The sequence below is a fragment of the Trinickia sp. genome (genome assembly GCF_051953405.1).
Classification (GTDB): domain Bacteria; phylum Pseudomonadota; class Gammaproteobacteria; order Burkholderiales; family Burkholderiaceae; genus Trinickia.
In genome coordinates, this window is record NZ_JBQCIV010000006.1 from 37,473 (window position 1) to 51,247 (window position 13,775).

The window sequence follows — 13,775 nt, forward strand, 5'->3', positions numbered from 1 at the left end:
TCATGATTGATTACGTCCGCGACGGACAAGCCATCTACCGCCAATCGTTCGCGACGATCCGGGCGGAGGCGGATCTGTGCGCTGTTCCCGCCGACCTCGAAAAGCTCGTCGTCCGCGTGATTCATGCGTGCGGCATGGTCGATGTCGTACGCGACATCCGTTTCTCCGATGGCGCGGGAACGGCTGGCCGCACGGCGCTCGCCAACGGCGCGCCGATCCTCTGCGATGCCCGGATGGTCGCCGACGGGATTACCCGTGCTCGTTTGCCGGCTTCGAATGCCGTGCATTGCATGCTCGGCGATCCGGCCGTCCCCGAAATCGCTCGAACGATCGGCAATACGCGATCGGCGGCGGCGCTCGAATTGTGGCGCCCTTGGCTCGAAGGCAGTGTCGTGGCAATCGGCAATGCCCCCACCGCGCTCTTCTATCTGCTTGAAATGCTGGACGCCGGTGCGCCCCGCCCGGCTTTGATTCTCGGCTTCCCGGTTGGATTCGTCGGCGCGGCGGAGTCGAAGGCGATGCTCGCCGCCGACAGCCGCGGCGTCCCTTACGTGATCGTCGAAGGCCGGCGCGGCGGTAGCGCCATGGCGGCCGCGGCGGTCAACGCACTCGCCTCGGAACTCGAATGATGAATCATCGCGGACATCTCTACGGTATCGGTGTGGGCCCCGGCGACCCGGAATTGTTGACGCTGAAGGCGCTTCGTTTGCTGAAGGCCGCGTCGGTCGTCGCGTATTTCGCCGCGAAGGGCAAGAAAGGCAACGCATTTAGCATCGTCGAATCGCACCTAGCGGACGGGCAAATTCGGTTGCCCCTCATTTATCCGGTTACGACCGAAGCGCTCGAGCCGCCGCTCTCTTATGAGGCGGTCATCGCCGACTTTTACGACACGGCGGCCGGCGTTATCGGCGAGCATTTGGACGCGGGGCGCGATGTGGCCGTCGTGTGCGAAGGCGATCCGCTCTTCTATGGGTCCTACATGTACTTGCACGATCGGCTCGCGCCGGTCTTTCCGGTCGAAGTCGTTCCCGGGGTTTGCTCGATGCTCGGCGGCACCGCGGTGCTCGGTACGCCGCTCGTCTATCGCAACCAGAGCCTATCGATTCTGTCCGGGGTGATGAGCGAGGACGAATTGCGGCGCAAGCTGGCCGATACGGATGCGGCCGTCATCATGAAGCTCGGCCGCAATTTCGACAAAGTCCGGCGCGTGCTCGACGATCTCGGCATGGCCGAGCGAGCCCTTTATGTCGAGCGCGCCACGATGCCGAATCAAAGAGTCGTACCGCTGGCCGATGTCGATCCCATGTCCTCGCCCTACTTCTCGCTGTTGATCGTGCCGGGGAAAAAATGGCAGGCGTAACGGCACCGCCGGTCATCGTCGTATTGGGACGCAGTGCGTTGCCCATCGCCCGGCGTATTCGGGCCGCTTACCCCGGCGCATCGATACATGGGTTGCAAGCGCGGGTCGACGCAGAAGCGGATGGCTACTACACGCATCTGAGCGAACATCTGCGCACGCTGTATGCGCAAGGCTCGCCGATCGTCGCGTTGTGCGCAGCGGGGATCGTGATTCGATGCGTCGCGCCGATGCTGTCGAACAAAGGGATCGAGCCGCCCGTGCTCGCGGTGGCCGAGGATGGCAGCGCCGTCGTGCCGCTGCTGGGCGGCTTGGCCGGCGTGAACGCGATGGCGCGCAACATTGCGCAGGCGCTCGGCGTCGCCCCGGCCATTACGACGAGCGGCGAATTGAGGTTCGGCACTTGCCTGCTCAATCCGCCCGAGGGCTATCTCCTCGCCGACTTAGAGCAAGGCAAGCATTTCGTGTCTGATTTGCTCTCGGGGGAAAGCGCGCGCATCGAGGGCGAGGCGCCTTGGCTCGACGACGCGCAGATTCCGCAAAGCGATGGCGCTCGGTTGACCATCCGTGTGACACCGCAAGTCTCGAACGGGCGCCGAGATCAGCTCGTGATTCACCCTCGCAGCATCGTGGCAGCGGTGTCCGCAGACGGCCCGATTACGGCGGATATCGTCTATCGCGCACTCGACGCGCACGGACTCGCGACGGCCTCGCTGGCGGCGCTGCTGGCTCCCGCCGCGCGAACCGGCGATGCGGAAATCGAAGCCGCGGCGAGAAGTCTCGGCGTCCCGCTGCGCTTCGCTTCCAGCACCGCGCGAGAAGCGTCGCAATTATTGGCCGATTCACTCGCTGTCAGCCACGAAATGCGAACGTCGGCGGCGCACGGTGTTGCGCTCGGCGTCGCGGCCAAGCCTATCGATGCGAGCCGGATCGGCCGGCCACAAGGGCGCTTGACTGTCGTTGGGCTCGGTCCTGGCGCCGCGGGGCTCATGGCGCCCGATGCCCGGGCGGCCTTGAACGAAGCCAGCGATGTGCTCGGCTATGAGACGTACGTGAAAATGGCCGGCCCGTTTCGTGCGGATCAACGGCTGCATTGCAGCGACAACCGCGAGGAATTGCAGCGTGCGCGGCACGCTTTCGAATTGGCGTGCGAAGGTGGGCAGGTTGTCGTGGTTTCGTCGGGCGATCCGGGCGTATTCGCCATGGCGGCAGCCGTATTCGAGGCGCTGGAAAGGAACGACGATCCGCGCTGGAAAACCGTCGATCTGCGCATCGTGCCGGGCATCTCGGCTGCGATGGCGACGGCGGCCAAAGCCGGTGCACCGCTTGGCCACGATTTCTGTGTGCTTTCGCTCTCCGATAACTTGAAGCCTTGGGGCGTGATCGAAAAGCGGTTGGAGCATGCGGCCGCGGCCGATTTGGCGATGGCCTTCTACAACCCGATATCGCGTGCGCGGCCTTGGCAACTCGATCGCGCGCTGGAGATCGTGCGAGGCCATCGCAGCCCGGGTACACGCGTTGTGCTGGGACGAGACATCGGCCGACCGGGCGAGACGTTGATCGCCACGACGTTAGGCGAGCTGCAATCGACACAGGTCGATATGCGCACGATGGTCATCGTCGGGTCTTCGACGACTCGCGGTATTCCGGGCGGGCCGCATGGCGAGTGGATCTATACGCCGCGTTGGTATGAAGTGTGAGGGGCGGCGGCGGGCTTACGGCACATCGACGCAAAGCCGTTGTGTATCGTATACATGACATTACGCGGCAAACCTGCTCTAGTGTCACGTATGTTGAACATTATCGGTACAGAGCAGCATGCGCGCACTTCTCGCCGCGACAGTCCGCGACAAGATCCCGACGCCACCTCTTCGCCCTCTTCGCCCTCTCCGCCGCTCGGCTCCTAGGCAACGACCAGGTCCTCGGCGCGCATGTAGTGCCCCTTCCATTCGGAGGCGAGTCGCTCCCAAGTTCCCAACGGGGGATAGCCCACTTCGCAGTCGACGAAGATCACCCGATCCGCCGAGCGCGGTTTGACCGGGCGCTCGCGTGTGCGCCCGTCGCCCAGCACCCAAAGGACGCACTCTAGCGCCGGATTTCTGCGTTTCGCCTGATCGATCAGCTTCGCTGCCGCGGCAACGCCGATCTCGAACGACGTCCCGCCGCCCCCGCCGATCGGCGCCACCCAGCGTTCGTTCCACCAGCGCGGTATCGCGGGCCCGAACCGTACGTCGGCCCGGCCGCCGCCAAAACAGATCAACGCAGCATGCACCCGTTCCACCGCTGCTCGATCGAAGCACGCAAGCACGAGGCCCTTGGCTTTCGATAGGCGCTCGCCGCCTAGCATCGAAGCCGAGCAGTCGAGCAAAAAACAATGCAAAGCACCGTCTCGGGGCTCGCGAAGGATGAAACGAAGATGCTCGCTCCGCAACGGAGCATGCCCCTTGCGCGCGAGCGTGCTGCCCCATGCGATGCGGCGGCCGGTGCCTGCCGATACCCCGCGCGCCGTGACGCCATGAGCGCCACGAACGCCGGTTTGCCATCGAAATCCGCTAGGTGACTCAGCGGCGGCGCCTTTTCGATGGCTCAGCGTTTTTTTGCCGAGAGCGGGATCACGCCTTTGACGTTGACGATGCCCGCGGACTCGGGCGGTAGATAGCCCCAATCGGGATCGTCATGGCCGGAGCCGCCGAGACCGTCGGATCCCGATCCCGCAGACGCTCCGGCTGCAACGTTCCGGTCGCCCGCTGCGCGTTCGTCGCCGCGGCCTTGTTCGCGTTCTCGATTCGCTGGCGCGGATCGGCTCTGCGCATCGTTCGTGCGCTGAGTCGGCTCGCGTCGCCGATGCCCTAGCACGAGATCGGCTACCCGCTCGACGTGCTCGCCCGTGACGGCCGTGGCCGATTCCAAGGCGGCCAAGGCTCGCGCCGCCCGTAGCATGACGAGATCGGCGCGCATGCCGTCTACGGCCGCTTCGATGCAGCGCATCGCGACGGCCTCATGAACGTCGTCGCCGATCGTGAGTGTCGACAAAACCGCCCTCGCCTCGCAAATGCCTCGCGCCAAGCTTTGCTGCTCGGTTGCATAAGATTCGCGGAACGCATCGGGGTCCAAATCGAAGGCCATGCGAGCCTTGACGATCCGCTGCCTAACGTCGGGATCGAAGCAGTTCTCCAACTGCACCATCAAACCGAATCGATCCAGCAACTGCGGCCGCAGTTCCCCTTCTTCGGGATTCATCGTGCCGATCAGCACGAACCGTGCGGGATGGCTATGAGAGATCCCATCGCGCTCGATCACGTTGATGCCGCTCGCGGCCGCATCCAACACCACATCGACCAACGCATCGGCCAGCAGATTCACTTCATCGACATAAAGCACGCCGTTGTTCGCCCGAGCCAGCAACCCGGGCGAAAACTTGATCTCGCCCGCGCGCAGTGCTTCGTCGAGATCGAGCGTACCCACCACCCGATCCTCGCTCGCGCCCAACGGCAATGTAACGAAGTGCCCATCGGGCAGCAATTCGGCAAGCGAACGCGCCGCCGTCGATTTCGCTGTGCCGCGCGGGCCGCTCACGAGCACGCCGCCGATCGACGGATCGACCGCGACGAGCAACAAGGCTTCGCGCAATGCGTCCTGGCCCACCAACGCGCTGAGCGGAAACGGCGGCACGCCCCCACCCGAAGGAGATAGGGACGGGTTCGATCGATTCGGATTCAAGACGACCTCTCTTCGATTTGCTGCTCGGCGGTCAGCAAGTGTTCTTCGATTTGCGCGCGGTAGGCGCCGGGCGCTTGCCATAGCCCCCGCCCGATCGCTTCGAGCAACCGCTCGCAAACAGAATGAAGTGCATGCGGATTGTGTCGTTGCATGAACGCTCGCGTATCGGGATCGTTCAAGTACGCATCGGTGACAAGCGCGTATTGATGATCCGACACGACGCGTGCCGTGGCGTCGTATCCGAACAAGTAGTCGACGGTCGCCGCAATCTCCGCCGCGCCCTTGTACCCATGCCGTTTGACGCCGTCGAGCCACTTCGGGTTGACGACACGCGAACGAATCACGCGGGCAATCTCCTCGCTGAGCGGGCGCACGCGCGGCGCGTCGGGGTTGCTGTGATCGGCGTGATACATCCGTGGCTGCTGCCCCGAGAAGTGCCGCACGGCAGCCGCCATACCGCCCTGAAACTGGTAGTAATCGTTCGAATCGAGCAGATCGTGCTCGCGGTTGTCCTGGTTTTGCAGCACGACGTCGATGCTCGCCAGCCGAGTCGTAAAGGCGCCATGTGCATGCTCGCCCGCACTGGACGAGGCATACGCGTACCCACCGAACGCTCGGTAGGCATCGGCCAAATCCGCATCGGTGTCCCACATTCCCGCGTCGATGATTTGCTGCAATCCCACGCCGTAGGCACCGGGCTTCGAACTGAATACGCGCCAGCCTGCGCGCTTGCGAGCCTCGGCCGCGTCGAGCCCGCGTGCCACCCACGCATCTCGCTCTCGCATCACGCGTGCACGGATCGGATTGACGTCGTCCGGTTCGTCGTCGAGTTCGGCCACGGCTTGCACGGCCGCATCGAACAGGTGCATGACGTTCGGGAACGCATCGCGGAAAAATCCCGATACGCGCAGCGTGACGTCGATCCGGGGCCGCTCGAGCACACCGGCCGGCAAGATCTCGAAGTCGGTCACGCGATGGCTGCCCGGCGCCCACTTGGGCCGCACCCCGAGCAACGCCAGCGCCTGAGCGATGTCGTCGCCGCCCGTGCGCATCGTGGCGGTGCCCCAGATCGACAGCCCGATCGCACGCGGGTAATCGCCATGCTCCTGCAAGTGCCGCTCGAGCAATTGCCGCGCCGATTTTAGCCCCAGCGCCCAGGCTGCCTGGGTTGGGATGGCCCGCGTGTCGACGGAATAAAAATTGCGTCCGGTCGGCAGCACGTCGGGCCGTCCGCGCGACGGCGATCCACTCGGGCCGGGCGGCACGAAGCGCCCCTCGAGGCCGCGCTTGAGCTGCCGCAATTCCTCGCTGCCGCATGCGTCTAGACGCGGCACGATGTCTTCGCGCACGCGATCGAGCACTTGCGAGGCCAGCGGTAACGATGAAATCGACGCGGCGTCGATGCGAGCACTCTCTCGGTTCGAGTTCGGGGGCGCCCATGTATCCAGCAACGCCTGCGCGAGCAGTTCCAGCCGTTCGCGCGTGTCGCCGTTGTGACGCCAGGGTGTATCGGCAAGCCGTTCCAGCATCGCCGGGCGCGGCCCCGTCCAGGGAGCCGACCAATCCGCAGTCAACGGATCGAACCCCTCGGCGAGTTGCAGATCGCGCGCGAGCGCATCGATGAGACCGGCGTTTTTCCCGCGCCCGTCGCCGACGGGAAAACGCGCCAGCGCGAGCAACGTATCGCGCCGCTCGCGCCCCTGCGGCGAGCGGCCGAACACATGTAGGCCGTCGCGAATTTGCGTTTCTTTCAACTCGCACAGCCACGCATCGACGCGCGTCAGCAGCGCATCTTCTTCGTCTTGTCCGCTAGGCTTCGCGAGACTCAACTCCTCGTGCAGCCGGTGTTCGACGATCGTTTGAAGGATCGTGCCGCGCAGCAGCTTGGCACGCCTCGCGTCGACCAACAGGGCTTCGTAATATTCGTCGACCTGACGCTCTAGATCCTGCAGCGGTCCATACGATTCGGCCCGCGTAAGCGGCGGCATTAGGTGATCGATGATGACCGCCTGTGCGCGTCGCTTCGCCTGACTGCCCTCGCCCGGATCGTTGACGATGAACGGATACAGATGCGGCATCGGCCCGAGCGTCAGGTCGGGCCAACAACGTTCGCTGAGTGCCACGCTCTTGCCGGGCAGCCACTCGAGGCTGCCATGCTTGCCGACGTGCACGAGCGCATCGATTCGAAAGGCGTGGCGCAGCCAGAAGTAGAACGCCAAATAGGCGTGCGGCGGGACGAGATCGGCGTCGTGATAGCTCGCATAATCGCCCGCTATGCGCGAGCGCGACGGTTGGATCCCGATGAACACGCGCCCGCATCGCCATCCGGCGATCATGAACCGCCCGCGGCGCACGGTGGGGTCGCTTTCCGGCGGCCCCCAGCGATCGTTCAGTGCCTGACGGATTTCGGCCGGGAGCGCCGCGAACGCAGTTCGGTAATCGTCGAGCGAAAGACTTTGCAAGGCCGGACGCAGATCGCGCACATCGGGGTCGTTCGTCACACCCTCGGTCAAGCGCGCCATGAGCGCATCGCCATCGGCGGGTGGCGCGTCGAGGCGATAGCCCTCGCTATGCAACGACCGCAGGATTTCGACGACCGACGCTGGCGTATCGAGTCCTACGCCGTTTCCGATTCGCCCTTCGCTCGCCGGATAGTTCGCGAGCACCAACGCTAGGCGCTTTTCGTCGTTGGGCAGCGTGCGCAGCCGGCACCACCGCCGGCTCAACTCAGCGACGAACGCCACGCGCTCGGAATCCGGCTGGTAGCGCACGACATCGACTTCGGTATGCGGGCACCGATACGCCAAGCCCTTGAAGCTGATCGCGCGCGTAATGATGCGGCCGTCCACTTCCGGCAGCGCGACATGCATGGCGATATCGCGCGAATTGAGGCCCTGATCGTCCTTGATCCAATCTTCGCGATTGCCGCCGCTCAGAATGACCTGCAAGACGGGCGCATCGAGACCGAACTCGGGCGAAGCGTCGTCGCCGGGTGCCGACGCCGCGAACGCCGTTGTGTTGAGCACGAGCCCGACTTCGTGCTCGCGGCACAGTTGCGCGACCAAGTCTAGGCTGACGGCATCCTTGAGCGAGGTAATCGCTATCGGCAGCGGGTTTAGCGCGCGCGCCTCGAGTGCGTCGATGAGCGCATCGAATACGGCCGTGTTCGACGCCTGAAGATGCGCCCGATAAAAGAGAATGGCGACCACGGGCGAACCGGCTCGCCAACGTGCCTGCCACTCGGCGATCGTCGGCCGATCGTGCTGCGGATGATAGAGCGTGGCGTTCGGCACGAACACCGGCAACGGCGGCTCCTCGCCCCAGCCAAGCGCACGCCAAGCAATCGCGCGGAGGAATGCTTCGGCGTTGGCCGGCCCGCCCTCGCGCAAATAGCGCCATAAGCGCGTACAAAACTCGGGACTGGCCGTGCTTTGCGCGATCAGATTCGGGTCTTCCTGCAAATCGCCCGAGAACATGACGAGCGTTTGCCCTTTGCGCCTCGCCAGATCGACGACGCGTTCGATGCCGTAGGGCCAGTAGCTTTCTCCGCCCAGATGGTCGATCACGACGACGCGCGCATGCTGCAAGACATCGTCGACATAGAAATCGACGGACGCGGGCTGACGCAGGTAGGTGACGTTCGTCAGCCGCAGGCTCGGAAAGCCGGGGCCGAGGCGGTCGATTACGCCGGCGAGCAGCGATAGCGTGGTATCGGCCGAACTGAGGACGACGATATCGCCCGGGCGCTGATCGATACGGACGACCCCGGCCGTGTCATCGACGAAGCCGCCCGGGACCGTACGTAGCAAGTGCATGCGAGGTGCGCCTGAAGGTAGCTAGACGGCCGCGGCCGGCGTAGCCGAGTGAGCGGCCAGCGCCGCGTCGAACTCGCGTTGCAGCACCGCCACGTCCAAGTCCTCGCCGATTAAAACGAACTTGCTCGCACGCGGTTCGTCGTCGCGCCAGCGGCGATCGAAATAGCTGTCGAAACGCTGGCCCACCCCTTGAATGACGAGCCGCATCGGCGCATTCGGCAGCGCGGCGAATCCCTTCGCGCGATAGATCGTATGTTTTTCGACGAGTTGCGCGAGCGCGGCGACCGCCCCCTCGCGCGTGGCCGGCGAACCCGAGACCATGACGGAATCGAAATCGTCGTGATGGTGATCGTGATCATCGCCTGAACCATGATGATCGGGCCGTTCGTCGATCGTCGCCTCCGACGCCGAATTCAAACCGAGCAGGACCGGCAGATCGAGTTTGCCGTTGCAAGCGGGCACGATTTTCACGTGGGGGGGAATGTCTTCGCGGATGAGCGCCGAAACGGCCGCTTGCGCCGATTCGTCGAGCAGATCCGTTTTGTTCAGCACGACGAGATCGGCGGAACTCAGTTGATCCTCGAACAACTCATGTAGCGGCGATTCGTGATCGAGATTCGGATCGCGCTTGCGCTGCTCGTCCACCGCGCTCGGATCGGCGGCAAATTGTCCGCTAGCGGCCGCGGGCCCGTCCACCACTGTCACCACCGCATCGACAGTGAAGCTGTTGCGGATCGAGGGCCAGTTGAACGCCTGTACCAATGGCTTCGGCAGCGCGAGGCCCGAAGTCTCGATCAACACGTGATCGATGGTGGAACGCCGCTCGACCAGCGCTTCCATGACGGGAAAAAATTCTTCCTGCACGGTGCAGCACAAGCACCCGTTAGCCAGCTCGTACAACTGCCCGGCCTGCTCGTTGCCGGCCTCGTCGCAGCCGATGCCGCAGCCCTTCAGGATTTCGCCGTCGATTCCGAGTTCGCCGAACTCGTTCACGATCACGGCGATACGCAGGCCGTTAGCCTGGGACAGCATATGACGCAGCAGCGTGGTTTTACCGCTGCCGAGAAAGCCCGTGATGACGGTCACGGGGATCTTGCGCATGGGGGTCGACATAATGGCGGAAAAATGTGACGAAGCACCGATGTGTCGACAGCGCGCCGCCTACCCGCAGCGCCTGTCGTCTTCTCCGGCCGGTATCCGGGCTGACGAACAGACCGCTTCACCTTCCCACGCCAGCCGGTCAGGCTAAAGCGCAGTGGTATTGAACCTGCATGCCGATGCAGGTACCGAAGCCGGCCGTGTATCGCACGCATGCGACACGTTCGCTTACCGTTGCGGGGGCAGCACAGGTAGGTTCGCGGCGATGCCTCGCCATGCCGAACCGCTGTTTCCCGTTTAACTGCGCGTATCGGAACGCACGCGCGAGCACCAGATTAGTCGCGAGTTTAGGTACATGGGGTGGGTCCGTCAAGGAAGAACCGACCCGGTACAGCCGCGACGGCATAAGGCCTGTGGTATCTTCATTGCCCTTCGAATTCGGCTTTCCGCAACCATGTCCCCTCGCCTCGGCGCCTCATGGGCCCTCTGCTCGCGCGGTACGCGAGCCGGCGCCGCCCGCTTCCCGCGCACGCCGGTCCATCGATCCGCCTGGGGGCGGCCGCGATGAGTCGAGCCTGGCTGATCGGCGCGGGCCCGGGCGACGCCGAATTGATCACCGTCAAGGCCATGCGCGCGCTCGCGCAGGCCGATGTCGTGCTCGTCGACGATCTGGTCAACCCCGAGATCCTCGACATGGCGCGCGCCGACGCGCAGATCGTGCATGTCGGCAAGCGCGGCGGCAGCGCGTCGACGCCGCAGGACGAGATCATCGCGACGATGCTCGCGCATCTAGGCGCCGGCCGAAGCGTGGCCCGGCTAAAGGGCGGCGATCCGTTCGTCTTTGGCCGCGGGGGTGAAGAGTTGCTGGCGTTGCGCGCCGCGGGCATCCAAGTCGAGATCGTTAGCGGCATCACGGCCGGCATCGCGGCGCCGGCCACATTAGGGATTCCGGTCACGCATCGCGGGATGGCGCAGGGCGCAATTTTCGTCACCGGACACAGCGCTGGCGAGCAGGAACCCGATTGGCGGGCGCTGGCCGCCACGGGCCTCACGCTCGTTATCTATATGGGCATGCGGCGGCTAGACGATATCGTCGATGCCCTGCTGCGCGCCGAGATGCCGGCGGCCACGCCTTGTGCCGCCATCGAATCGGCTACGCTGCCGGGGCAGCGGCAAACCCTGGCATCGCTGGAAGCCTTGCCGGCCGAAGTCCGGCGCATGGGCCTCGGATCGCCGGCGATCCTGGTGATCGGCAGCGTGGCGGCGCTCGCGTCGTACACACAGGCGGCCGCCGCGCCTGGCCGCTCGCTGGCGGTCGGGATTGGATGTCGGCGTGGCGTCACCGTCGAACAGATCGAAGCCGCGGTTCTACCGGCGCTCGCGCCGCATACGATGGCCGACGTTGCGTGTGTCGCGACGCTCGATTCGAAAGCGGACGAACCGGGACTCGTTGCGTTCTGCGAACGCCACCGTCTACGATTAACGACGTTTTCGGCGAAAGAGGTGCAAGAGTGCTTCGCGCGCGATTCGTCCGGTTCGTCCGGTTCGTCCGGTTCGTCGTTACGCGGTTCCGAGGTTGTCCAGGAGTGGGCCGGCGTTCCCGGCGTATGCGAGCCGTGCGCGTTGCTGGCCTCGCCCGGGGGGACGCTGGTGCGCGGCAAGCGTGCGACGGACGCCGTGACGGTGGCGATCGCCGCTTCGTCGGCGGAACATGGGACGCATCGCGCCCTACCGCGAGTTCAAGTCTAAGTGCAAGGAACGGATCATGAAGACCGACAATGAATCGCATCTGCGCATGACGCAGCGGCGTCGCGAAGGCCACGAAAAGAAGCAAGCGTCGGCCACGCTCGAGAAAGGCTTGTTGATCGTCAACACCGGCAACGGCAAGGGTAAAAGCACGGCGGCATTCGGCATGGCGGTGCGCATGCTCGGTCACGACGAACGCGTCGGCATCGTCCAGTTCATCAAAGGCGCCTTGCATACGTCCGAGCGAGACTTCCTCGGCGCGCACGCGCGATGCGATTTCGTCACGATGGGCGACGGCTATACCTGGAACACCCAGAACCGCGAAGCCGATATGGCAACCGCCCGCAAAGGCTGGAACGAGGCCGTCGCGATGATCGAGAGCGGCAACTATCGGCTGGTCATTCTCGACGAACTCAACACCGTCCTGAAGTACGACTATCTGCCGCTCGACGAAGTGCTTGGCGTGCTGACGGCGCGCGCGCCGATGCAGCATATCGTCGTGACCGGTCGCCATGCGCCCGATGCGCTCATCGAAGCGGCCGATCTCGTCACCGAGATGCGGCTCGTCAAGCATCCCTATCGCGAGCAAGGGGTGAAAGCGCAACGCGGCATCGAGTTCTGACGATGCCTGCCTGCCCCGCCCTGTTGATCGCCGGCCCGGCATCCGGGCAAGGCAAGACGACCGTCACGGCCGGCCTTGCGCAGTTGCATCGCCGGCTTGGCCGAAGGGTGCGCGTGTTCAAGACGGGACCCGACTTTCTGGATCCCATGATCCTCGAGCGCGCGAGCGGCATGCCGGTGCAATCGCTCGATCTATGGATGGTGGGGGACGACCTCTGCCGCCGGCTGTTGGCCGAGGCGGCCGATGATGCCGACCTGATCTTGATCGAAGGTGTGATGGGGCTGTTCGATGGGACACCCAGCAGCGCCGACCTCGCCGTGGCCTTCGGCGTGCCCGTTGCCGCGGTGATTTCGGCGAAGGCCATGGCGCAGACGTTCGGGGCGGTGGCCTTCGGGTTGGCGCACTATCGATCGGACGTATCGGTCTACGGGGTGCTGGCCAATCACACCGGCTCGGCGCGTCATGCGCAGATGCTTCAAGAGAGTCTGCCTTCCGATGTTCGTTGGCTCGGTCATCTCCCTCGCTCCGAACGGATCGCGCTACCCGAACGGCACCTGGGCTTGCACCAGGCCAGCGAGATCGATCGGCTCGCAGAACGCATCGCGCTGACGGCCGATGCCCTGGCCGATACGGCACTGGCCGACTTGCCGCCGCCGGTCTCGTTCGAGGCTCCGCCTGCGCGCGTGCTGCCGCCGTTGCTTGCCGGCCGGCATATTGCGATCGCGCGCGACGCGGCGTTTTCGTTCGTGTATCCCGCCAACGTCGATCTGCTTCAGGCACTTGGCGCTCGTGTGTCATTCTTTTCGCCGCTGGCGGACGAGCCCGTTCCGAGCGCGGCCGATGCGCTCTTCTTGCCCGGCGGCTATCCCGAACTGCATGCCGCCACGCTCGCCGCCAATACGGCTTGCGCCGCGGCGATACGGTCGCACGCCCACTCGGGCAAGCCGATCGTGGCCGAATGCGGCGGAATGCTGTACTTGCTCGAAAGCTTGACGGATAGCGAGGGCGTTCGCACCCCTATGCTCGGGCTGCTGCAGGGCCACGCGGCGATGCACGAACGGCTTTGCGCGCTCGGGATGCAGATGCTGAACTCGACGCAGCACGGCACGATGACCGGGCACGCCTTTCACTACTCCAGCATGACCACCGAGATGCATCCGGTATGTCGCGCCACGCGGCCGCAAGGCGGGCCTCCGGGAGAGCCCGTGTTTCGCTCGGGGGCGATCACGGCCTCTTATATGCACGGCTATTGGCCGTCGAATCCGGCGCTGGCGGCAGCGTTGTTCGTGGGGACGGCGATTTAGGGCACCGGGTTTTTGCCGCGTCGTGTGTCGTTGCCGTGCCCGGCCGTTGTCCTCGTTGCGCCAGCGCCGTGCGAGCGTCGATCAAGCCTTGCTCGTGAGCGAGTCGAATGTTT

The 13,775-nt window shown here is 64.8% G+C and carries 10 protein-coding genes and 1 riboswitch; of the genes, 6 read left to right on the forward strand and 4 right to left on the reverse strand.

The window, feature by feature from the left end:
- Window positions 1-2: 2 nt before the first annotated feature.
- From ACTHN9_RS00665 to cobJ, 3 genes are read left to right on the forward strand one after another with little or no spacing between them, the layout of a single operon-like run.
- On the forward strand, window positions 3-629 hold the full coding sequence (locus ACTHN9_RS00665) for a precorrin-8X methylmutase (RefSeq protein WP_440534820.1): 627 nt from the start codon (window positions 3-5) through the stop codon (window positions 627-629).
- Window positions 626-1,360, forward strand: coding sequence for a precorrin-2 C(20)-methyltransferase (locus ACTHN9_RS00670; RefSeq protein WP_440534821.1), 735 nt, complete (start codon window positions 626-628; stop codon window positions 1,358-1,360). Before ACTHN9_RS00665 ends, ACTHN9_RS00670 begins: the two co-directional genes overlap by 4 nt.
- Window positions 1,348-3,057, forward strand: coding sequence for a precorrin-3B C(17)-methyltransferase (gene cobJ, locus ACTHN9_RS00675; RefSeq protein ID WP_440534822.1), 1,710 nt, complete (start codon window positions 1,348-1,350; stop codon window positions 3,055-3,057). Before ACTHN9_RS00670 ends, cobJ begins: the two co-directional genes overlap by 13 nt.
- A gap of 203 nt (window positions 3,058-3,260) precedes the next feature.
- On the opposite strand, the gene ACTHN9_RS00680 is transcribed toward cobJ, so the two are convergent.
- The 4 genes from ACTHN9_RS00680 to cobW form a co-directional block, all read right to left on the reverse strand.
- Complete coding sequence (locus tag ACTHN9_RS00680; RefSeq protein WP_440534823.1) at window positions 3,261-3,737, reverse strand: vWA domain-containing protein; 477 nt, start codon at window positions 3,735-3,737, stop codon at window positions 3,261-3,263.
- Window positions 3,738-3,943: 206 nt separating this feature from the next.
- Entirely contained in the window at window positions 3,944-5,077 is a 1,134-nt protein-coding gene (locus ACTHN9_RS00685; protein WP_440534824.1) for an ATP-binding protein, read from the reverse strand.
- Entirely contained in the window at window positions 5,074-8,892 is a 3,819-nt protein-coding gene (cobN, locus tag ACTHN9_RS00690) for a cobaltochelatase subunit CobN (RefSeq protein WP_440534825.1), read from the reverse strand. Before cobN ends, ACTHN9_RS00685 begins: the two co-directional genes overlap by 4 nt.
- A gap of 21 nt (window positions 8,893-8,913) precedes the next feature.
- On the reverse strand, window positions 8,914-10,005 hold the full coding sequence (gene cobW, locus ACTHN9_RS00695) for a cobalamin biosynthesis protein CobW (protein WP_440534826.1): 1,092 nt from the start codon (window positions 10,003-10,005) through the stop codon (window positions 8,914-8,916).
- A 58-nt stretch (window positions 10,006-10,063) separates the two neighbouring features.
- Window positions 10,064-10,340, reverse strand: a riboswitch (cobalamin riboswitch).
- 214 nt (window positions 10,341-10,554) lie between these two features.
- Between cobW and cobA the strand changes: the two genes are divergently transcribed.
- The 3 genes from cobA to ACTHN9_RS00710 are packed head-to-tail and all read left to right on the forward strand — an operon-like array spanning window position 10,555 to window position 13,662.
- A complete protein-coding gene (gene cobA, locus ACTHN9_RS00700; RefSeq protein WP_440534827.1) occupies window positions 10,555-11,739 on the forward strand; it encodes a uroporphyrinogen-III C-methyltransferase in 1,185 nt (394 codons plus the stop codon).
- Window positions 11,740-11,755: 16 nt separating this feature from the next.
- Window positions 11,756-12,358: a cob(I)yrinic acid a,c-diamide adenosyltransferase gene (gene cobO, locus ACTHN9_RS00705; protein WP_440534828.1), complete on the forward strand. Its 603-nt coding sequence runs from the start codon at window positions 11,756-11,758 to the stop codon at window positions 12,356-12,358.
- Window positions 12,359-12,360: 2 nt separating this feature from the next.
- Window positions 12,361-13,662, forward strand: coding sequence for a cobyrinate a,c-diamide synthase (locus ACTHN9_RS00710; RefSeq protein ID WP_440534829.1), 1,302 nt, complete (start codon window positions 12,361-12,363; stop codon window positions 13,660-13,662).
- The last annotated feature ends 113 nt before the right edge of the window (window positions 13,663-13,775 follow it).

Bases quoted from the DNA above. Each gene is read 5' to 3' on its own strand.
- cobN (WP_440534825.1), bottom strand. From the start codon at position 8,892: ATGCACTTGCTACGTACGGTCCCGGGCGGCTTCGTCGATGACACGGCC.
- ACTHN9_RS00665 (WP_440534820.1), top strand. From the start codon at position 3: ATGATTGATTACGTCCGCGACGGACAAGCCATCTACCGCCAATCGTTC.
- cobW (WP_440534826.1), bottom strand. From the start codon at position 10,005: ATGTCGACCCCCATGCGCAAGATCCCCGTGACCGTCATCACGGGCTTT.
- ACTHN9_RS00670 (WP_440534821.1), top strand. From the start codon at position 626: ATGATGAATCATCGCGGACATCTCTACGGTATCGGTGTGGGCCCCGGC.
- ACTHN9_RS00710 (WP_440534829.1), top strand. From the start codon at position 12,361: ATGCCTGCCTGCCCCGCCCTGTTGATCGCCGGCCCGGCATCCGGGCAA.
- cobJ (WP_440534822.1), top strand. From the start codon at position 1,348: ATGGCAGGCGTAACGGCACCGCCGGTCATCGTCGTATTGGGACGCAGT.
- cobO (WP_440534828.1), top strand. From the start codon at position 11,756: ATGAAGACCGACAATGAATCGCATCTGCGCATGACGCAGCGGCGTCGC.
- cobA (WP_440534827.1), top strand. From the start codon at position 10,555: ATGAGTCGAGCCTGGCTGATCGGCGCGGGCCCGGGCGACGCCGAATTG.